The organism is Serratia sp. DD3, assembly GCF_000496755.2.
The window spans coordinates 124,153-145,244 of the sequence record NZ_AYKS02000067.1; the positions used below are offsets into that span (position 1 = coordinate 124,153).

The 21,092-nt window shown below is 48.8% G+C and carries 16 protein-coding genes and 1 pseudogene; all 17 read left to right on the forward strand.

The window, feature by feature from the left end; translation table 11 throughout:
* The first annotated feature begins 23 nt into the window (after positions 1-23).
* The 17 genes and pseudogenes from IO95_RS12260 to IO95_RS12340 all read left to right on the forward strand — a co-directional run bounded on the left by IO95_RS12260 (position 24) and on the right by IO95_RS12340 (position 20,581).
* Complete coding sequence (locus tag IO95_RS12260; RefSeq protein WP_037385538.1) at positions 24-569, forward strand: type I DNA topoisomerase; 546 nt, start codon at positions 24-26, stop codon at positions 567-569.
* Positions 570-576: 7 nt separating this feature from the next.
* Positions 577-1,146 carry an L-threonylcarbamoyladenylate synthase type 1 TsaC gene (gene tsaC, locus IO95_RS12265; protein WP_023492893.1) on the forward strand — a complete coding sequence of 190 codons (570 nt, stop codon included), beginning with the start codon at positions 577-579 and terminating at the stop codon, positions 1,144-1,146.
* 11 nt (positions 1,147-1,157) lie between these two features.
* A pseudogene (locus IO95_RS24765) lies at positions 1,158-1,616 on the forward strand (shikimate dehydrogenase); the annotation flags it as partial.
* A gap of 647 nt (positions 1,617-2,263) precedes the next feature.
* Positions 2,264-4,237 carry a type VI secretion system Vgr family protein gene (locus tag IO95_RS12275; protein WP_051791222.1) on the forward strand — a complete coding sequence of 658 codons (1,974 nt, stop codon included), beginning with the start codon at positions 2,264-2,266 and terminating at the stop codon, positions 4,235-4,237.
* Positions 4,238-4,468: 231 nt separating this feature from the next.
* Positions 4,469-6,982, forward strand: coding sequence for a DUF2169 domain-containing protein (locus tag IO95_RS12280; RefSeq protein WP_023492182.1), 2,514 nt, complete (start codon positions 4,469-4,471; stop codon positions 6,980-6,982).
* Positions 6,979-8,049: a pentapeptide repeat-containing protein gene (locus IO95_RS12285; protein WP_037385541.1), complete on the forward strand. Its 1,071-nt coding sequence runs from the start codon at positions 6,979-6,981 to the stop codon at positions 8,047-8,049. Before IO95_RS12280 ends, IO95_RS12285 begins: the two co-directional genes overlap by 4 nt.
* Before the next feature lie 22 nt (positions 8,050-8,071).
* On the forward strand, positions 8,072-8,710 hold the full coding sequence (locus IO95_RS12290; RefSeq protein WP_023492180.1) for a DUF3540 domain-containing protein: 639 nt from the start codon (positions 8,072-8,074) through the stop codon (positions 8,708-8,710).
* Between the two features lie 28 nt (positions 8,711-8,738).
* Positions 8,739-9,131 (forward strand): DUF4150 domain-containing protein, encoded by a 393-nt coding sequence (locus IO95_RS12295; RefSeq protein ID WP_023492178.1) that lies wholly within the window; start codon positions 8,739-8,741, stop codon positions 9,129-9,131.
* 42 nt (positions 9,132-9,173) lie between these two features.
* Positions 9,174-9,737: a type VI secretion system lipoprotein TssJ gene (gene tssJ, locus IO95_RS12300; protein ID WP_051791224.1), complete on the forward strand. Its 564-nt coding sequence runs from the start codon at positions 9,174-9,176 to the stop codon at positions 9,735-9,737.
* Positions 9,738-9,764: 27 nt separating this feature from the next.
* Positions 9,765-11,102 carry a type VI secretion system baseplate subunit TssK gene (gene tssK, locus IO95_RS12305; RefSeq protein WP_023488935.1) on the forward strand — a complete coding sequence of 446 codons (1,338 nt, stop codon included), beginning with the start codon at positions 9,765-9,767 and terminating at the stop codon, positions 11,100-11,102.
* Positions 11,103-11,139: 37 nt separating this feature from the next.
* Positions 11,140-12,408 carry a DotU family type VI secretion system protein gene (locus IO95_RS12310; RefSeq protein ID WP_023488936.1) on the forward strand — a complete coding sequence of 423 codons (1,269 nt, stop codon included), beginning with the start codon at positions 11,140-11,142 and terminating at the stop codon, positions 12,406-12,408.
* A complete protein-coding gene (gene tssM / locus IO95_RS12315) occupies positions 12,408-16,046 on the forward strand; it encodes a type VI secretion system membrane subunit TssM (RefSeq protein ID WP_023488937.1) in 3,639 nt (1,212 codons plus the stop codon). Before IO95_RS12310 ends, tssM begins: the two co-directional genes overlap by 1 nt.
* A 12-nt stretch (positions 16,047-16,058) precedes the next feature.
* Entirely contained in the window at positions 16,059-16,769 is a 711-nt protein-coding gene (tagF, locus tag IO95_RS12320; RefSeq protein ID WP_023488938.1) for a type VI secretion system-associated protein TagF, read from the forward strand.
* A complete protein-coding gene (gene tssA, locus IO95_RS12325) occupies positions 16,766-17,794 on the forward strand; it encodes a type VI secretion system protein TssA (protein ID WP_023488939.1) in 1,029 nt (342 codons plus the stop codon). The genes tagF and tssA overlap by 4 nt, the downstream gene beginning before the upstream one ends.
* Before the next feature lie 71 nt (positions 17,795-17,865).
* Positions 17,866-18,411 (forward strand): type VI secretion system contractile sheath small subunit, encoded by a 546-nt coding sequence (tssB, locus tag IO95_RS12330; RefSeq protein ID WP_023488940.1) that lies wholly within the window; start codon positions 17,866-17,868, stop codon positions 18,409-18,411.
* Between the two features lie 3 nt (positions 18,412-18,414).
* The gene (tssC, locus tag IO95_RS12335; RefSeq protein ID WP_023488941.1) at positions 18,415-19,908 is read left to right on the forward strand and encodes a type VI secretion system contractile sheath large subunit; all 1,494 of its coding nucleotides are present in this window, start codon (positions 18,415-18,417) and stop codon (positions 19,906-19,908) included.
* Positions 19,909-20,098: 190 nt separating this feature from the next.
* The gene (locus IO95_RS12340) at positions 20,099-20,581 is read left to right on the forward strand and encodes a type VI secretion system tube protein Hcp (RefSeq protein ID WP_023488942.1); all 483 of its coding nucleotides are present in this window, start codon (positions 20,099-20,101) and stop codon (positions 20,579-20,581) included.
* Positions 20,582-21,092 lie beyond the last annotated feature (511 nt).

A 21,092-nucleotide genomic window follows, 5' to 3' on the forward strand; every position in this document is an offset into this window, starting at 1 on the left:
AGCTAACAAGCATAGAAGAAGTTATGACAAAAAACGCGATTTTTGCCACCAGGCAAAATGAACCTTGTCCTGAATGTGGGGCCGAATTGGTGATCCGTAGTGGTCGTCACGGCCCCTTTCTTGGTTGTTCTCAATATCCCACATGCCAATATATCCGGCCGTTAAAAGCGCAGGCAGATGGGCATATTGTTAAAGTGCTGGAGGGCCAAGAATGCCCGAAGTGTCAGGCGACCTTGGTACTACGCCAGGGGCGCTATGGGATGTTTATTGGTTGTAGTCGTTACCCTGAGTGCACTCATACTGAAGTTATCGACAAGCCTGATGAAACCAGTATCCCTTGTCCCCAATGTGGACAGGGTAAACTGCTGCAACGCAAGTCCCGCTATGGCAAAGTGTTTCATTCTTGTGACCGTTATCCAGACTGCCAGTTTGCGCTAAATTTTAAACCTGTTGCTGGTGAGTGTGCTTATTGCCACTACCCGTTACTGATGGAAAAGCACACAGCAAAAGGTTTGATGCTTTACTGTGCCAGTAAACGCTGTGGAAAACCCGTCGCACTCACAGAATAATCATCTCATGAACCCAGAACAGATTTCCTTATTCGCTCCTATTATGACTGCATTGCAAAACCAGCAGGTTATCGCTTATCCAACAGAGGCGGTATTCGGTTTGGGATGTGACCCTGATAGTGAGTATGCAGTGAAGACCTTACTGGCATTGAAACAACGTCCGTGGGAAAAGGGCCTGATCCTGATCGCCGCAGACTATACACAACTCACACCGTATATTGATGACAACGTGTTGAGTGAGCGGCAGCGTGCCATGATGTTTGCCAGTTGGCCCGGACCAGTGACCTGGGTGGTCCCGGCAAAACAACAAACTCCACGCCTCCTTACAGGGCGATTTGATTCACTGGCGGTTCGTGTTAGCGCACATCCGTTGGTACAACAGCTTTGTCGTCAGTTTGGTAAGCCTTTGGTCTCAACCAGTGCCAACTTAAGTGGCCAATCGCCGTGTCGCACGGTTATAGAAGTGAGGCAGCAGTTTGGTGACACTGTTCCGGTATTAGCGGGTGATGTAGGTGGCCGGTTGAACCCTTCTGAAATTCGAGATGTTCTGACCGGTCAGTTGATCCGTCAGGGCTAGAGGCTATTTGTATGGAAAAATTTGCGGTATTAGGTAATCCGATTACTCATAGTAAATTTCCTCGCATTCACGCACCTTTGCTGAGCAAATAGGGATCGAATACCCTTATGGTAGGGTATTGGTTCCGCTAGAGGATGTTGAACGGATGCTACAGCAGTTTATTGCTGCTGGTGGCCAGGGAGCCAATGTCACCGTACCTTTTAAAGAACAAGCTTATAAAGTGGCGACTGAACTCAGTGAAAGAGCGACCTCTGGCAGAGACGGCAAGAGGTATGATGCTGCCGTTACTCGCTTTTGGTGGCCAGATTGTGCTCACTAATCGTACTTTTAGCCGTGTACAGGAGATGATGAAAGCGTTCCAACATCTAGGAGCGGTAAGCGCACTGCCTATGGATCAGCTCGCACAGCAGCATGTTGATCTGGTTATTAATGCGACTGCATCCGAGGTCAATGATGAGATCACCGCGCTACTAGAGAGTATGGGTAAGAGTACTTGAACGCTGCTGGCAGCGGCGGCCTCGTCAGGCACGTGGCTTAGGACGATCCGAGTATCTGGACTCAGCCAACACCACCACCCCTTGAAGAATGAGGGGTATACCCGTATGCCAGTTAGGCGACAGAAGCTGACAAGAACTTACTCAAAACATCACCACACTGAAGTCATTAGCGATAGATTTGTCAAAACTAATTTATGTGATGAAAATCACTGTTAGCATCATTTTTACCTATATCAATATCATTATCCATTTTTATGCTTCTCTACAAACTCTAGGGTATACCTCAATATTATTAATGGGATTGTCTGGGCATAAATTTGCGCAAACCGGGAGAGTAATATAAGGCATTTAACAGCCTGGATAAGCAACATCTGCGTTAACTAAAATCACCATTTTCCTCTATAAATCAGCTTCAAATAACCAATCAATACAATTGAGTCATTACTAGTACATCTAACCATTTTTTGGATGGATAATTTGACAGGGGATAACTGGTTGGTGAACAATGATGCTAATATTTATTTATGAGAGTACTCTCACCAAGGGATTTTAGTACATAGGCGGTTCTACTTTGATGTGTATAGGACATAGTCGTATTAACTCAGCGTATGGATACAAAAATGCTAAATTTAAACCGCATCTTCGTTGCTGGAAAAATATCGGATTTGTCTGAACAACTTCTTTTTCATACCTTAATGGGTGAGGAGAAACTATCAGAAATATATGAATTTGATATCGGATTATTCTGCAAGAAAAACACCATCGACTTGAAATCACAGCTTGGAAAGTCATTTACGGTTAACATTGATGATCGCGCTGCACCTGTACGCTACCTGAATGGCATCATTACCAGCATGACGCTTTCGGATCGTGAAGAATCGGAAGAAAGATACTATCTCTATCACCTGAAGCTACGCCCAACGCTTTGGTACCTGACACAAAATCAGGATTGTCGGATCTTTCAGGAAAAAAGTGTTCCTGAGATTATTCTCGGTATCTTTAATGAATACAAGATCAACGTTGAAAATCGCCTGACATATAATTACAGATCATGGGGTTATTGTGTTCAATACCAAGAAAGTGATTACGACTTTATCTGCCGTTTAATGGAGCATGAAGGGATCTATTTCTACTTCACCCACCAAGCGGACGGTCACACTCTGATCTTGGCAGACTCTCCGCAGCGCCACGATGCCTTGGATGGCTATGGCCACATCGTATATCGTCTAAACGAAGGTGGATTAACTGAAAACGCCGCCACGATTTATCAATGGAAAGTTTCCGATATTATTACTCCCAGTCTCTACAGCATGAATGATTACGATTTCCGCAAACCTCGTGCCAACTTGTTGGAAAATAGGCCCAATCCACAATCCTTTGCCAAAGAAAAGGCAGAGATTTTTGATTGGCCAGGATGCTATACCGACCAAAGTCATGGTCAGTTTTATGCCCGTGTTCGGCAACAGGAGTTCGAGGCTAATCATGAATTCATCAAGGGGCGCGCTTCTTCCTTGGGTCTGGCACCTGGTTATCGATTTATGTTGGATAACGCTCCCAGACTTGAAGATGCCCGCGAGTATATGACTATTGCGGCACGATACTCCTTTAAGGAAAGCAATTACGCCAGTAATGACAGTGTGAATGCCGAGCATTATACCGATTTTGTGGTGCTACCTGCAGCAACACAATGGCGTTCTAAAAGGAAAACAGCCTGGCCGAAGACTCACGGCCCGCAAACGGCGGAAGTTGTCGGTCCTGCAGGCGAAAGTATCTGGACCGATAATTACGGCCGGGTAAAACTTAAATTTCGCTGGGATCGCTACAGTAAAGGGGATGAAACCAGCTCATGTTGGGTCAGGGTTGCCAGTAATTGGGCAGGTTGGCAATATGGTGGTATCCAAATCCCGAGGGTTGGCGAAGAGGTTGTTGTCGATTTTGTCAATGGCGATCCCGATAGACCTTTAATCACCGGTCGCGTTTATAATGAAGATAATATGCCCCCCTGGGATTTACCGGCTAACGCCACCAAAATGGGAATTATGAGCCGCACCCAAGATGGGAGTATCAGCAATGCCAACAGCCTGTTTATGGAGGATACCCCAGGCGTAGAGAATTTCGCTATGCATGCCGAAAAGGACATGAATATTTCTGTCGAACAGGACATGAATATTACTGTCGAAAATGCTATGACTGTTCTAGTTGAAGCCACCAGTACATCAACGGTTATCGGTGACGTGGTACAAACCTATAGCAGCAATTTGGCAACCACCGTGGCGGAAACTATTACTACTATTGCCCCGACGATGATCATTCAACCAACGACCAATATCATTTCCATTACGCCAGATAGTCTGGAGGCAGCATTATTAAAAGTATTTGCTGCCGGGCTGAGAGTACAGGCCATCGGTACTGATATTCGGGTTAGAGGCGCACATATTGACTCAACACAATTTGAAGCAAGGATAGTTCCCGCTTATCTCGGTGTAACCAGCGCTAAAATATTAGTCGACAGTACCGTTCTGAAAATATTTAGACAACAAATCAATATGGGTAGGTTGGAGTTAAACGTAAAAGACTTGGTGCTCTTTCTCTAGTATAAAAAATCATGCTGTCCCTACTTTATAACTAGTGGCTCTGAATAAGCGGGGTCCGGGGAGTTCCCTACAGCTTGAAGGGCTACGGGTATATGATATCCGGGTCTGCGTAAAATGATTGAGTTGGGAATATACTCGCCGTACTTCAAGTTGTATGGGTGTTTATCAATAAGGCGAACTTCCCTAGCTATTTTGTCAGAACGTGGTTTTTATTTGGAAGGCAGCTGTATAATGAAAATTATTAAACCATTGCGTCTTGGCATAATGAATCGACCTTATTATAAAGGGTGCGATCCCTATTTAGGTATCGCTATTTTAGCATTGGTCGATATGCAGGAAAAACCACTATTGCGCCCAGAACCAGAGCTATGGAAATTGGCACAAGATGAATTAACCTGTAGTGGAGGCCTGATCGATCTCGCTTATCCCAAACATTACCCAGAGTTTCTGGCAGTAGGTCATGCGTATCCACATACCTGTCTGGCGGAAAATGTATGCTGCATCGGTATCACACTGGGTGAAAAACAGAAATCCCTCATCGTCTCCGGCGATCGGGAATGGCAAGGAGAAACGCCCTCTGTCCCTCAGCCGTTCACCTCTATTCCAGTGGATTGGTCGCGGTCTTACGGCGGCCCACAAATAGCAGATAATCCTCTTGGTATTGGGGCTAACAATGGGGCACGCCACCCGTTGCCGAATATAGAATCGCCCTCAGAACGCCTGATGTCGCCCTCGCAACAGGTTTCCCCAGCTGGTTTGGGTCCCATCGATCTCACCTGGCCCGCTAGGCAAGCATTTATTGGCACCCTTTACGATGAAGAGTGGGTGAAGCGGGGTATGCTTGGTTTTGCCGACGACGCCGATCCGCGCCTGTTTAATATGGCACCACAGGATCAGCAATGGCATAACCTGTCAGCTTTGCCAAGCGCCATGCCGTATCGGATTGAGAATATGCATCCTCACCATGCGCTACTGACTGGAAAATTACCTTCTTGGCAAGCGCGCTGCTTTGTCCATCATACAACCGCAGGCGAAGAAGCCTTTTCAGAAATAGAGATGCGCCATACCACCGTCTGGTTCTTGCCGCATCTGGAAAAAATGCTGTTGGTCTATCATGGCGAATGCACTATTGAAGAGGATGATGCCCATAATATTCATGTGTTAATGCCCGCGCTTGAACATGAAAACCAACCTCGTCCATTGAGCCATTATCGAGACGTATGGATCAAAAGAAGCGACAAAGAAAAAGGCAGTATTCATGCCTTCCAAGAGAGCGACCTGTTGCCAGAGGATGCCATCGCGCCTTGGATAGATACCGAACTCGGGTCCTCAGAGTCGGTCCACCCTCTTGAACAGAGTTTGGATGCACGTAGACAGTCCATCTATCAGGATGTTGAACAACGCTTGCAAACGGTAGACGGGAAGTTGCCTGAAGGAGTAAAAGACGCGCAGAAAAAAGAACATCCGACACTCTCGCAACTGCCGACATTTATGGCGCAACTGGAAGAACAGGCTCGCAAGGCGCAAGACGATGCCATGCAGCAGGTAAAACAGCGCATACCTGATACGCAAGCTTACGACGCACGTCGCCCAACGGGGCCGGAATCATTTTATAAAATGTGCGAAGGTTTGCGTCAGCAACAAAATGGTCAATTGCAACCCGGCCAGGAAGAGAGCTTGTACCAGCTCTACCGCATTGGGGTACAAAGCCAGAATGCAGCTCCCCTACTAAGCGGCAGCCACAAGACAGAATTGCGCGAGTGGGTTATCACCAAGCTGGCGCAAGATCGTGACTTTAGCGGTTGCGACCTGACCGGAGCCGACCTTTCCCATCTAGACCTAAGTGGTGCCAATTTGACACGTACCATGATGGAAAGCGCCGATCTCAGCCACACTATTCTGGATAATGCCACGCTGACACAAACCCTGCTGGCTCGTAGCCGAATGATGCAGACTTCGCTGCGCAACACCGTACTCCATGAAGCCACTCTAGCGCTAGCCAACTGTAGTGACTGTGATTTTACCGGCGCAATACTGTGCAAGCTGGTGACCGAAGGGGCAAAGTTTGAGCGCTGCAACTTTACGCGGGCCACGCTGGAAAACCAGATATTCGACCAGATAGTGTTGTCCGACTGTAACTTTAGCGCTGCCTCTCTGGAGAACGTTATTTTCAATGCTATTCGTCTTGATAATCCCCGTTTCTCTGCGGCGCGACTGCATAAAAGCACCTTTATTGACAGCCATCTGCAAAAGGCGGTATTTGAAGAAGCCGTGCTGCAACGTTGTTCAATGGTCAACAGCCAGGCAGACGGTATCGATTTTACACGCGCCAGATTGGAAAACTGCGCCTTTACCGCTGGAACCTCACTGCAAGGTACCTGTTTCACCCACGCCAAACTTAGTGCGTGTAATCTACGCCAGGCTCCTTTGAACAATGCCGACCTGAGCTTTGCCCAGTTAGCAGGGTGCGATCTGTCCGAAGCATTGCTACCGTCAGCCAATCTGTTCCGCATACAGGCCAGTCAATCACAGTTCATCCGCTGCGATCTTGCAGGGGCAGACCTCAGGCAGGCAAATCTGATGGAAAGTCGGTTACAGAAAGCACGGCTGATCGGCTGCAATTTCACCGCTGCCAATTTATTCCGTGCCGATATTTCACAAGCGGAGATCAGCGATACCACCATCATGCAGGACAGTTGGACGAAGCAGATGAAAGTTTATCCTTTGCGTAAAGGAGCTGCATGATGATGTCAGCTACTGAACTACAACAAAAAGTCAAACAGGGAGAAGTTATTGAAAACCTGATACTGTCGGGGATCAACCTATCAACATGCGATCTTGCTGGGGGTATCTTTAGGCAAGTTGACTTCAGCAATGCCGATTTCACTGGATGTAATCTTGATCATTGTCTATTCATTGCTTGTACTTTGACGGCGGGAATATTCACTCAGACCCGATTACAGCATGCCAGCTTTAGCGAATCTGATTTAAGCCGTGCCAATTTTAGTGGTGCGCACCTGTCTACTCTCATTTTCAGTGAATGTAATCTGCAACAGGCAGACTTTAGCCATATTCAGGGAGAAATCCTGCAATTCATGGAATGCAGCTTGGAACAAGGGCGTTTTCAGCATGCGCAACTCAGCAAAAGTGCCATTTCGGGATCTTCGTTGAAAGAGTGCGACTTCACCGCCGCAAAACTATTTAAAACCACTTTTTATCAGATAGATATGCGGGAATATATTCCTACAGGTGCAGGTTTCGAGCAGGTGAATTTTTTTGAATGCCTTCAGCAGGGGCTAGATTATCAAGGTCTTTCTTTCATTCAGTGTCAGTTCACCCGCAACCAACTGGATGACGTCAATTTCGCTTCGGCTATCCTGAATCGTTGCCTTTTCCAAGGGGCATCGTTGCAGAGGGCAAACCTGAGAGAGGTCCAGGCTGAATATACACAGTTTATTGAGGCGGATCTCTCGCAAGCAGATTGCCGCGCCAGTCTGATGAGCCAATCGATGTGGATCAGTGCACGTTTGTCTTCAACCCACTTTGAATGCTGTCAACTGGCACGAGCGTTATTTAGCAAAAGTCTCGCGTTGGGCGCTCTTTTTACTGATGCCCAGCTTGAGTACGCCGATTTTTCGTATGCCAACATCAGCCAGGCCAACTTCAAGGGAGCACGTTTTAACCGGACCCAGTTTCACCGGTCTATCCAGGTGGAAACACTCTGGGGTGACAAGACGGGCATGCTGGAAAACGATCCAGAACTTTTCGCCGCCGAAAGCTGGGCGCAGTCGGAACAGTTGGCCAACCGTTAGAGTTTGAAAAAGGAAGAAATCGATGAGTGCAGCAACCGCATCACAAGTTTTACCTGTTTATGTACCGCAACAGGCTAGTGGCCGAGTGGTGGATATTTTGTCCGACGGTAGCGTTGTCGTTGAAAGTGAAGGATTAGGTTGGCAGTGCCGCCGGGCCGCAAGCTGTCTGTTGATGCCAGAATCTGGTGATACCGTCCTGTTCGCTCGTTCTGATGATGAAAAACTGTGGTTGCTGGCCGTGTTGGAGCGGAGTTGCCCAGAACACCAGGCGCAAATAAGCGTCAAGGGTGGCCTGAGTATTTCAACGTCAGGTGGTGCGCTAACCCTGAACAGTGAACAACAGTTGGTGATGAACAGCCACTCTTTGCAGATCAAATCCGCTCAGGGTGAATGTGCTATCGGGACATTGGAATTCCAGGGTGATGAAGTGAATGCAAACATTCGCATTGGTCGTTGGATCGGCGATCGCTGTGAATCTGTCTGGCATACCGTGACACACCTCAGTCAGTTGCTGTTCCGTCAAGTAAAGCAAACCGAACACGTCCGGGCCGGACAATTGGATTATCAGGCGCAGGATTACCTGCGGATGCACGCGCGCAGCACGCTGATCACGTCAGAAAAAATCACAAAAATAGATTCAGACCAGATTCACGTCGGCTAACGTTAGTCAAATAAGGAGTAACTTGACCATGTGCTTTGCAAACTGTCAGTTAGGTGGTTTGGATTTTGCTTCTCCCGATGTCTGTCTGACACCACCGTTGCCTTTATCTATCCCTTATGCAAACTCGGCGGCTGGCATGACGGCGATCCCCAATGCGCTGCACATTATGTTTGCCGCCATGCCTGCCCATAATATGGCAACCATTATACCGGCCACCACAGGGAATGAGCCGGGATCTATCGGCGGCGTAGCTTCCGGCACAGTAATGGGGTCATCCAGGCATATTACCGGCGTGCTCACATTTTTGGTTGCCGGCTTTCCGGCGACTCGTTTAACCAGTCTGACTCAACAAAATTTAACTAACGTCGCCGGTACACGTATTTTACCTAGCCAGTCCACAATTATTTTAATGGGTGCATAAAAACAGGCTTTTTCTCTGTGAAACAACGAGACGAGAGGTAAAATGAAATCGGTATTTTGTTATTTTACGCAGTGCAGCGGTAAACTGTTGGGCATGATGATGATCAGCCTGCTGCTCTATGGCTGCATGAGTAGCGATAGCGACACTAAAAAAGTTTCGGTGGAGACTACTAATTATCATATTGCCGTTCTCGCAACCCGTGATGCTAATATCAGTACCAATGGTGCCCCAGCTCCGCTGAAAATAAACGTATTCAATTTACGCTCTGATAGTGGATTTATGAATGCAGATCTCTTTTCCTTACATAATAATCCACAGGCAGCACTGGGAAATAATTTACTGAGTCATGAACAGTTTTTTTTATTACCTAATAAGGAACCAGTGAATATTTCTGGGAAGTCAGATGACGAGCGATATTACGTTGGTATTACCGGGGAGTTTCAGTCCTTGAACCATAAAGTCTGGCGCATTGTTATTCCCATAAAAAAACCTGAGAAGCCGCCTTTTTACAAATTTTGGCTCAGTATACCGTCTCAACAAGAGATTAAAGTTATTGCTAATCAGCAAGGGTTACACGTTGCTGAAAGTAATAATATGGAAAAATAGGCCACTTTATATTTCCAAGGATAGTTCATGAAGCAAGCACATAAAGTTGTCTGGACTGAGGGGATGTTTTTGCGCCCTCATCATTTTCAGCAATCTGAAAATTATCTTGAATACTATATCCGTTCGTGGGGAATGGCCCTGGAAGCATATTATTGGGGTTTTATCTCACTGGATATCGATGAAAGTGCACTACGCTTGGGGAATATCGCGCTGAACTCCGCCAGTGGCATTCTGCCTGATGGCAGTTTTTTTTCTTTCCATGGCCCGGCGGAAGCACCCCAACCGTTGAAAATTACCGATGGGAAAAATACCACTAACGTAGTGCTTGCTCTACCTGTTCGCCGCGCTGGCAGTCAGGAAGTGACGTTCAGCGATTCAACTGATTCTTTGGCCCGTTACCTCACTTACGAGATGGAAATTGCCGATATCAACACTGTTTCAGTAGGCAGTGCCGAATTGCAGTTTGGACAGTTGCGTTTGCAACTGCTACCAGAGGACGAATTGACCGCTGACTGGTGTGCCATCGGCGTTTTGCGAGTGCTGGATAAAGGGGGAGATAACAGTCTGAAAATCGACGCGACCTATATCCCGCCGATGCTCACCTGCCAGGCAAATCACCGACTAAATGCCTTTATCAGTGAAATTTCGGGTTTGTTGCAACAACGAAGCCAGCAATTGAGGCAACGTCTGGGGCAAAGCGGACGAGGAGGCGTTTCCGAAACATCAGATTTTATGATGCTGCAGTTAATCAACCGCTATGTCGGTATCACGCAACATACCTTACACATTAATAAGATCCACCCAGAAAGGGTATTTTCCGAGTGGCTGGCCCTGGCCTGCGAATTAATGACGTTTTCTCCTGCACGTATTGCTGGCGAAGTATTGCCAGTTTACAACCATGACGATCTGGCCACCTGCTTTAGTGCACTAATGAACTGGATACGGCAGGGTCTGTCTATCGTATTTGAAGAAAATGCGATTCAGCTACCCTTGGTCGAACGCTCACATGGTCTGAATATTGCTGTCATCCCATACCCCAGCATGTTGAATGAATTTGGTTTTGTGATTGCCGTAAATGCCGATATCCCCACCGATACCCTGCGCGCCCGTTTGCCTGCACAGTTGAAGATCGCCCCGGTCAATAGCATTCGCGATCTGGTGCAATTGCAATTGCCTGGGATCGGATTACGCAGCATGCCTGCTGCTCCGCGCCAGCTCCCCTACCACGCAGGCTATACCTACTTCGAACTGGAGAGTGGTGGTGAGCTATGGAAAAAAATGAGTCAGTCAGGAGCCTTTGCGTTACATCTAGCTGGGGAGTTCCCTGGTCTGAATATGGAGTTTTGGGCGATCCGTCACGCGTGATCTATTGCTGTAAGGATGGGGAAAAAAGGAATGTTCCATGCAGAATACTTTTTCTAAAGCCACTGACAAACCGTCTTCGATACTTCAGGGTGAAGTGAGACGAACAGGAAATCCTTTGGTCATGGCGGCCAATTCGCTGCTTAACATGATCCAGACAATACGCAATCAGGTTACGCGTCCTGATCCGACTACGCTACGGCAGACGTTGATTGACGATATCCGCCGCTTCGAAGTCAGGGGGCAACGGGAGGGATTGCCTTATGACGTGTTGATCGGTGCCCGCTACTGCCTGTGTACCGCATTGGACGAGGCAGCCATGATGACCCCTTGGGGGAAGAATACCGTCTGGTCCAGCAACGGGCTGTTGGTCACTTTCCATAATGAGAGTTGGGGTGGGGAAAAATTCTTCCAGTTACTGGCTCGCTTGTCGCAGCAACCGCAGAAAAATATTCTGTTGTTGGAACTGATCAACTATTGCCTGCTACTGGGTTTTGAAGGCCGCTATCATATTATCGAGAATGGCTATTCGCAGTTGGAAACACTCAAGCAACGGCTGTCGCAAATCATCCACACAGTACGCGGCAACTATCCAGCGCTTTTGTCACCATGTGCTATCGATCAACCAATGGAACAAAAGGTCTGGCGCCCCATGCTCCCCCTGTGGGCCTGTGCGGCTTTTCTGGGATTGCTTGCCTGCCTTTGGTTTATCATGCTGGAGTGGCGACTCGGTGAAGCCACAACGCCGGTTATCGCCTCTATCTATCAACTTGAACTGCCGCAGGTGCTCGCAGACGAAATCCCTGCGCAGCAAACACCTTCACCAATGCTGACCAAACTCAAGGATTTTCTACAACCGGAAATCAAGCAAGGCCTGTTGAGCATACGCGACGAAGAGCAAAAAAGTATCATAATACTCCGCGGGGATGGTCTGTTCGATTCGGCCTCCACTTCAGTACGTGAGCAGTATCGGCCAATTATCGCCCGTGTGGCAGAAGCGCTGAATCAGATCGATGGCAAAGTTCTGGTTACGGGGTACACCGACAACGACTCCGTCAGCAAAGCCCGCTTTGCTTCAAATTACGATCTTTCACTGGCGCGTGCCGAGTCGGTCAGCGCTCTGCTGAAAAAACATCATTTGCAATCAGATCGCTTGATGACTGAAGGAAAAGGTGAGTTGGATCCTATTGCCCCCAATACCAGTAGAGCCAATAAGGCACTGAACCGCCGGGTAGAAATCACACTGCAATTAGCACCGAATATCCAGCAACACGCGATGAACACACAATCCCAGGCGGGAGAAAACTGATGATGAACTCATTGATTGCCATTATTACCAGCCGTTTCTTGTGGGGCATGGTAGGTATCGGCTCCATCTCGATGATCATTTGGTTCATCGGCCCTTACCTTTCCATCGGTGACTATCGTCCCCTGGAGTCCTCGGTTAATCGGCAGATTGCGATTGCCGTACTCTGCGGCTTCTGGCTGCTGAGCAAACTGATCGCCGCGTCCTGGCGTGCATGGCGTAATAGCAAAATGCTGGGGCAAATGGCACAGTCTCAGCCTCAGCCAAATGCGCCACAAGGCGCGGAACATGACGATCCCAAACTGGTAGAACGCTTCGAAGAAGCCACTCGTCTGCTGAAGAAAGCCCGCTTCAACCATGCGCAATCACGCTTCCTGCCCGGATGGTTGCAACGGTTTAGTCGGCAATATCTCTATCAGCTTCCCTGGTATGTATTGATCGGCGCTCCTGGGGCCGGGAAAACGACCGCACTGGTCAATTCGGGGATCAATTTCCCGCTGGCCGATCGGTTCGGTAAAACAGCACTACGCGGTATCGGTGGCACCCGACACTGCGACTGGTGGTTTACCGAAAATGCGGTGCTGCTGGATACCGCTGGACGTTATACCACCCAGGAAAGCGACCCTGAGCAAGATGCCCAAGAATGGGGAAGCTTTCTGGGCCTGTTGAAAAAATATCGCCCCAGACAGCCAATCAACGGTGTGATAGTCACCGTCAGTCTGAGTGACTTGGTGAATCTCACCGCAGAAGAGCGTCAGGAACAGGCACAAATACAGCATAAGCGGCTGGTGGAGCTGCGTGAGTCGTTAAAGATCGATTTCCCAGTCTATATTATGGTTAGCAAGATAGACCTGCTGCGCGGTTTTCTTGCCTACTTCGGCCATTACGACAAGGCGCAGCGCAGCCAGATATGGGGATTTACCCTCGCCCGCACCGAGATGGAAAAAGCCGACTTCGCGCTCATACCAGCCTTTGAACACCATTTCAACCTGTTACTGCAACGTCTGGACGTTGGTTTGGCCGACACGATGTTAGCTGAGCAGGATCAGCAAACCCGGGGAGAAAGCTATTTGTTCCCCCAAGCCTTTGCCCGTTTACGTCAGACCTTGGGAGACTATCTCAATACCCTATTCGCTACCTCCAGTTTCGAGGCCAAGTTCACGCCTCGTGGTGTCTATTTCACCAGCGGCACTCAGGATCGGATGCCCTTCGATAAAATGATGTCGGAAATGAACAATTCGCTTCATGTATCGTCCCGTTCTCATGATGAAACAAGCGACGCAGAGGCGGAAACAGAGGATAAGCTATCGCAAGGGAAAAGCTATTTCCTGAAAAAATTTTTGGAAGATGTGGTTTTTCGTGAGTCGGCACTGGCGAGTAACAACCGTTGGTGGATATATCGTAATACTACGCTGCACTGGATCGGTTATCTCACACTAGCGGCGCTGTTCCTCGGTATGGGGCTGTTCTGGTATTCCAGCTACATAAACAACCACCGCTATCTGGATGAGGTGAGCAGGCATATTCCCCCTTTGGAGCGTCAAGGGCGTGAAATGGAGTTGTCCAACCATCAAGATATCTTCACGCTGTTGCCTTACCTCGATAGTCTTGCAGGTATGTCCGCCAGCGAGCATTTTTCTCTGCATGAACCGCCGTTCACTTATCGCCTGGGACTCTATCGTGGTGTTCAGGTTGAAACGGCCAATCAAGCGTTGTACCAAAAAGCACTAAAAAACATCCTATTGCCTTACGTTGCCTGGCAAGTGACAGAAGTATTGCGCAATGATATGGGTGGCGATCCTGATTTTAGCTTTGAGGCACTGAAAGCCTATCGAATGTTATACGAGCCGGATCACTATGACGGTAAATTCCTGCGTGCCTGGATACTGTTCAACCTGCATCGCATCTCTGGCCCCAGCACCAGTAAAGCCGCCTGGCAGGCTCTTGATGCTCATCTGAAACAGCTTCTGGACGAAAGCGTTCAGTCTTCGCCTTACCTGCGCGACTCTCAACTGGAGCAGGCTGCACAGCGGCGGCTTAATGAAGCGCCGCTATCAGTACGGATTTACGGACGACTAAAACGCATCCTGCTGAAGGAAGACGCGCTCAAAACCGTTTCACTAACCGATTTGGCAGGTCCACAGGCCGAACTGGCCTTCCGGCGTAAAAGCGACAAATTCAGCACCGATGGCATACCGGGTTTGTATACTCCAAAAGGCTACTGGCTGGCGTTTAACAAGCGGATTGATGATGTCACACAAACATTGCTAAATGAGGATGGCTGGGTACTGAACATCAGTGAAAATGCCCTGAGCAGACAAAGTCGGTCCGATCTGCAGAAAACCGTACGCTTACTGTATATGCAGGATTTCATCAGCGTCTGGGATGCGTTACTGGCGGATGTCGAATTGAAGAACATTGCCAATCTGAGCCAACGTATCAGCACTGCTCGTCTGCTTTCTGCCGCGGACTCACCGCTGCGCAATTTTCTTATCAACGTGGTGAACAACATCAGGCTCACCGATGAACAGGAGCCTAAAAACAATAGCGTCACTTTGAGCAATGCAGAAAAAAACACTGCCAGCCCTAGCCATTTCCTGGGCAATCTGTTTTCCAACCCTCAGTCTGCTGAAAGTGGCAATGGCGGCGGTGATATCTCATCTCAACCGGAGCAGGTAGTCATCAAGCACTTTGCCCCGATTATCGAATTGGCAAAAAGCAGCGATGAAGGCGCAAAAAATATTGCCTTTGATACAGTACTGAAACAGATCGATGGATTGTACAACTACCTGATAGCGGTACAAAGTGCTGCAAACAGCGGCATGGTCGCGCCACAGGGCGACATTATTCTGGCGTTGCAGGCGGAGGCAGGACGTTTACCCCAGCCGTTTAAAGACATGATGTTATCACTAGCGGTCGGTGCAAGCAGCGACTCACAGATGAAAGAGTTGGAAGGGCTGCAAAAGCGTGTCGGGTTTGAGGTCAGAGATTTTTGTCGGCAGGCTATCGCTGGCCGTTATCCACTGGTGCGTAATGCCCGGCAAGAGATTACCAGCCAAGACTTTGCCCGTATGTTCGCACCGAACAGCGGCATTATGGACAGTTTTTTCCGCCAGAACCTCGAAGGCAAAGTAGATACCTCCCGCGCCTCATGGCGTTTCAACCCAGGCGTTGATGGCAAAACGCTATCCGGTGGTAGCGACATGCTGCGTTCCTTCCAGCAGGCCCGAATCATACGGGATACCTGGTTCAGCGGACAGAGTCAGAAGCCCTCTTATACCCTGACGGTTAAACCGGTCAGCATGGACGCGGATATTCTTAGCATGACGCTCGATCTTGATGGTCAGATCTTCCGTTATAGCCATGGCCCACTGGTCCCTCTGGTGGTGAGTTGGCCCGGTATCGGCAACACCTATCAGATCACACTACAGCTTGACCTTGCCAATGGAAAAACCACCTCACTCGTGACTGCGGGAGATTGGGCACTGCACCGCCTGATGGATAAGGCAACGTTGGGGCCCAGCAATTCTTCGCTGTCACAAACGGCGACATTCAATCTGGAAGGACACCAGGTGGTGATGGAGTTCACGCCCAACAGCGTGCGCAATCCTTTTCAGCCAACCGCTTTCAATTGCCCTTAGGAGAGTTGATACATGAGCCAGAACAACACTCATCTACCAGAGCAACCGGCTAACGGTATCGGTTGGTATGGCAAGATCCCAGGTAACGGTGATTTTGTTCAGCGCCGCCTTCCCAAGACCTTGGTCAATCGGTGGGCGCACTGGTTCCAGTCTGGCCTGGTGGCGCTGCAACTCTCAACTCCACATAATTCGCGTTATTCGCTACATGGAGCACCACTCTGGTATTTCATCCTGCCTACCACCCTGGGAACGCCTTTCGTGCAGTTAGGATGTCTGCTGCCGTCACAGGATCGCGTTGGGCGGCATTATCCATTATTCGCCATGTGGTTGGAGCCACCTGAGCACTGGCATAACCAGCGACTACTACTGGCTGTGGAGCGTTATTACCAGATTGGGAAAATCTTGCAGGCAGGCATTCATCAGCGCCATTGCGCAGAGCGCATCGATCAGGCTTTGCAGATGTCGCCGCCGTTATCGTCAGCAACAATAGGGGATTGCAACGTCACCGCTGGCGAAACAGTGCCAGTGATTGATTTTGATCCCTACCGATATGGCAGTTTCTGGTGGAGCAACAGCGCCAATAGTAAACCGTTTGATACCTATGTCCACAGTGGCCATCTTACGGTACAGCTTTTCCATCATCTGTTCGCACCGATAGGCGATGCCAGACAGGTACACCAAGGGCCGTATGGACAAATGTTTGATAGGGAACAGCAGATATGATGATTGAGCACCTGCTAACGCCAGTAACAGCAGAAAATCAATGTGGTGAAAACCTCGAGTATGACGTTGAGTTTATGAAAATGGAGCAGCTCGCCGCGGGTAAAAAAGAGCAGCAATTCGGCGATACCATCATACCCGCAGAGGAACCAGATTGGGGGGCGGTAGAGCGCTTGAGCATCAATCTGTTACGCCGCACCAAAGACCTGCGGGTGATGTTTTATCTCGCCACAGCTTGGACGCAACTTCGCGGGTTACAGGGATACGCCGACAGCTTGCAGTTAATCTACCTGGCTATCGAACGATATTGGCATCAACTCCACCCTTTGCTGGAGATAGACGGTGAGTATGACCCGATATTTCGTATCAACGTACTCGCCAGTCTGGGCGATCACACATACCTAACCCAGGCGGTACGTACATCACCACTGATTAAAATAGGCAGTAACGAGCTTTCGTTGCGTGATGCCTGCACACTGCTGGATGGAAGCAAACAGGAAATTGCCAGCTTCCCCGACGGGCTGCCGCGCCTGCGTAATGAACTGATTAATCCGCAACAGAGCACTGTCGGTCTAGTTCGTACTATTACCGAACAGTTGGCCCAATTGCGTCACGCCATTCATCTGCATCTTGGCGAAAATGCCCTGCCGGAAATGGCGTTGCTGCAAAGCAATTTCGAGGGCATCACCCAGGCTATCCAACAAATGGCAACGCCTAGAATCAGGGAGGAAAACACCGAGCCTGCTCCTACTTCGCCAGCGTTGGGTCTGTTCGATGATGGTTTGACGCCGATCGAGTTCGGCTATGGGCAGGTACAATCTAGGGCTGATGCTCAGCATTTGTTGGAGAAGGTGAAAGACTACTTCCTGCGCCATGAACCCAGTCATCCCGCGCCGCTGATGATTGAGCGGTTGCAGAAGCTCATCAATCTTAATTTTCTCCAGATCGTCAACGATCTGGCTCCGGACGGTTTGCGTCAATTGGAAGTCATTCTGGGAACAGGAGAAAAGCCAGAGAAAACCAACTAGTCAGACAGAAATATGGCAGTGCTGAATTGATATCAGAAACCATTTTAAAACATGGAGTTACGGAGAAAACAATGGCAAATATGAAATCTCGCAGCGGGCAAAAATTTATCGCCCGTAACCGGGCCCCCCGCGTACAGATTGAGTACGATGTTGAAATATACGGGGCGGAACGGAAAATCCAATTGCCTTTCGTCATGGGCGTTATGGCCGATCTGGTAGGAACACCTCTTGAGCCGCAGGTGGGCCTTGAAGAACGTAAGTTTCTTGATATCGACATAGACAACTTCGATGACCGGATGAAATCCCTAAAACCCAGAGTGGCTTTTCAGGTTGAAAATACCCTCAGCGACGAAGACCTGCTAAATGTAGAGCTGGTATTTGAAAGTATGGACGATTTTTCTCCTGCGGAAATAGCCCGTAAGATCGAACCGCTAAGGCACCTGCTGGATGCACGAACCCAACTGTCTAACTTACTTTCCTATATGGACGGTAAAAGCGGAGCCGAAGAGCTTATTACCAAGGTATTAAGTAATCCGGGGTTATTGCAGTCGTTAACGCAGGCTCCAATGAAGGAAACTCACGGTGATCCTGAAACCGCAACGGTGCCAGAGGAATAAACCATGAACCAACAACTTCAGACGCAAACCACCCCGCTAGCCAGAACTTATACCAATGATGAGTTCAACTTGCTGTTGCAGAAAGAGTTCCGGCCAAGAACCGATCAGGCCAAAGAAGCCGTTGAGAATGCGGTAAAAACGCTGGCACAGCAGGCATTAGAGAATACCATCACCGTTTCCGCCGATGCCTACCGCACCATTCAGGCACTGATCGCTGAAATCGACGACAAGCTTTCCCGGCAGATCAATAAAATTATCCACAATGATAAATTTCAGCAGTTGGAAAGTGCCTGGCAGGGTTTACACTACCTCGTCAATAACACCGAAACAGATGAGATGCTAAAAATCCGTTTTATCAGCATCTCCAAACGTGAGTTAGGACGGACCCTCAAACGTTATAAGGGGGTCGGTTGGGACCAAAGCCCGTTATTCAAACGTATCTATGAGCAGGAATACGGGCAGTTCGGTGGCGAACCTTTCGGCTGCCTGGTCGGTGATTACTATTTTGACCACAGCCCGCAGGACGTCGAGCTGCTTGGTGAAATGGCGAAGATCGGTGCAGCCTCTCACTGCCCGTTTATCACTGGGGCCTCACCCAGTGTGATGCAGATGGGATCCTGGCAAGAGTTGGGCAACCCGCGAGACTTAACCAAGATATTCCAGAATACCGAATACGCGCCTTGGCGTAGCCTGCGCGAATCCGAGGATTCACGCTATATCGGGCTAGCGATGCCACGTTTTCTGGCGCGCTTGCCGTATGGTATTCAAACCAACCCGGTGGATGCGTTTAATTTCGAAGAGGAAACCGATAGCGCCAACCACCAAAACTATACCTGGACCAACGCGGCCTATGCGATGGCCACCAACATCAATCACTCATTTAAGGAATATGGCTGGTGTACCGCCATCCGTGGCGTCGAGTCCGGCGGTGCCGTTGCCGATTTGCCTTGCCATACCTTCCCCAGTGACGATGGTGGTGTCGACATGAAGTGCCCGACAGAAATCGCTATTAGCGATCGGCGTGAAGCCGAGCTGGCCAAAAATGGGTTTATGCCGCTAATCCACCGTAAAAAATCAGACTTTGCCGCCTTTATCGGTGCCCAGTCGTTGCAAAAACCCGCGGAATATCATGATCCCGATGCGACGGCAAACGCCCAGTTAGCGGCACGTCTGCCCTATTTATTTGCCTGTTGTCGATTTGCACATTACTTGAAGTGCATTGTACGGGACAAAATAGGATCCTTTCATGAGCGTGGCGATATGGAGCTGTGGCTGAATAACTGGATTATGAATTACGTTGATGGCGATCCGGCTAATTCCTCTCAGGAAACCAAAGCCAGAAAACCCCTGGCAGCGGCAGAAGTCCAGGTGCAGGAAATTGAAGACTCCCCTGGCTATTATTCTGCAAAGTTTTTCCTGCGCCCACATTATCAGTTAGAGGGATTAACCGTTTCGTTACGTTTAGTTTCAAAGCTCCCGTCATTAAAACAAAGTTAATGACGTAAGTATTTGCTCATCTTCTTTCATGTAAGGGCAACTTTGACCGCAATCTGAGAGATGAAGGGCACAAAGAACAGCACGAGAGTCATAATTTCTTCTTTATAGAAGAAGATATTTCTTGTGCCGTAAACCACCGTTGCTTTTTAAAAACGGATTTTAATCAACTCTACTTAGAGAGAACTTAGTTATGGCTATTGATATGTTCATGAAAGTGGATGGCGCCAGTGGTGAATCAAAAGACGCTAACCATAAAGGTTGGACCGATATAACTTCATTTTCCTGGGGAGCTTCTCAGCCTGGCAATATGGGCGTAGGTGGAGGCGGCGGTACAGGTAAGGTTTGCTTTAATGATTTGCATGTCAAGGCATTAATTGACAAATCCACGCCGGCACTGCTGAAGCATTGCGCCAGCGGTAAACACCTCCCCAAAATTGAGTTGTCCATCTGTAAAGCCGGTGGAGGACAAATGGAATACGGGAAAATTACCCTGGAAGATGTGCTGGTATCCAATATCCAATATACCGGTACCGGTAACGACGACACTGTCGGTATTGTTTATGCCTTCCAGGCAGCAAAAGTTCAGCAGCAATATTGGGAACAGTCTGAGCAAGGAGGAAAAGGTGCTGAAAGCAGTGCTGGTTGGGATATCAAACAAAACTGCGAAGCGTAATCGGCAATAGCAATATCCCCGAGTGTGGAGAAATTGTTTTGATACCTAAAATAATTCGAGGTGTTTGTAGGCGGCAAGTCCGAGACAAATCAGTCAGGAATTGATTTGGATAGTGCTTGTGCTAGCTCGCAGGGTGAAACCTCATGGATGAGGTTCATCATTCTCAGGCGCATAGTTCGCTATGTGACTGGTGCGACAAGTCTGCCGGGAACAGACTTGAAGGCTATTGGCAGCCGCCCCGTCAGGGGCGAGGCTCAGGACGAGCCGAGTATCTGGACGCAGCCAACACCTAGGCAACTTGAAGTATGAGGGGTATATATCCGAATGTCGTCAAGTTATCAATTGGGCAGGCCCTCTGAGCGAGGTTGATTAGCTATACCCAAGTTCAATGAAGTTGTTGGGAGGCGGCAAACGAAAGTAGCCAACACCGATACAGCTTTATTGATTGGTGACGGATATAAACACAGTTTCAGGGGACAGTAAAGTTAGCCAATAACGCGATAACCTGAAG

Excerpts from the sequence above, each read along its gene's own strand:
- IO95_RS12260 (WP_037385538.1), top strand. The coding sequence starts at position 24 with ATGACAAAAAACGCGATTTTTGCCACCAGGCAAAATGAACCTTGTCCT.
- tsaC (WP_023492893.1), top strand. The coding sequence starts at position 577 with ATGAACCCAGAACAGATTTCCTTATTCGCTCCTATTATGACTGCATTG.
- IO95_RS12275 (WP_051791222.1), top strand. The coding sequence starts at position 2,264 with ATGCTAAATTTAAACCGCATCTTCGTTGCTGGAAAAATATCGGATTTG.
- IO95_RS12280 (WP_023492182.1), top strand. The coding sequence starts at position 4,469 with ATGAAAATTATTAAACCATTGCGTCTTGGCATAATGAATCGACCTTAT.
- IO95_RS12285 (WP_037385541.1), top strand. The coding sequence starts at position 6,979 with ATGATGATGTCAGCTACTGAACTACAACAAAAAGTCAAACAGGGAGAA.
- IO95_RS12290 (WP_023492180.1), top strand. The coding sequence starts at position 8,072 with ATGAGTGCAGCAACCGCATCACAAGTTTTACCTGTTTATGTACCGCAA.
- IO95_RS12295 (WP_023492178.1), top strand. The coding sequence starts at position 8,739 with ATGTGCTTTGCAAACTGTCAGTTAGGTGGTTTGGATTTTGCTTCTCCC.
- tssJ (WP_051791224.1), top strand. The coding sequence starts at position 9,174 with ATGAAATCGGTATTTTGTTATTTTACGCAGTGCAGCGGTAAACTGTTG.
- tssK (WP_023488935.1), top strand. The coding sequence starts at position 9,765 with ATGAAGCAAGCACATAAAGTTGTCTGGACTGAGGGGATGTTTTTGCGC.
- IO95_RS12310 (WP_023488936.1), top strand. The coding sequence starts at position 11,140 with ATGCAGAATACTTTTTCTAAAGCCACTGACAAACCGTCTTCGATACTT.
- tssM (WP_023488937.1), top strand. The coding sequence starts at position 12,408 with ATGATGAACTCATTGATTGCCATTATTACCAGCCGTTTCTTGTGGGGC.
- tagF (WP_023488938.1), top strand. The coding sequence starts at position 16,059 with ATGAGCCAGAACAACACTCATCTACCAGAGCAACCGGCTAACGGTATC.
- tssA (WP_023488939.1), top strand. The coding sequence starts at position 16,766 with ATGATGATTGAGCACCTGCTAACGCCAGTAACAGCAGAAAATCAATGT.
- tssB (WP_023488940.1), top strand. The coding sequence starts at position 17,866 with ATGGCAAATATGAAATCTCGCAGCGGGCAAAAATTTATCGCCCGTAAC.
- tssC (WP_023488941.1), top strand. The coding sequence starts at position 18,415 with ATGAACCAACAACTTCAGACGCAAACCACCCCGCTAGCCAGAACTTAT.
- IO95_RS12340 (WP_023488942.1), top strand. The coding sequence starts at position 20,099 with ATGGCTATTGATATGTTCATGAAAGTGGATGGCGCCAGTGGTGAATCA.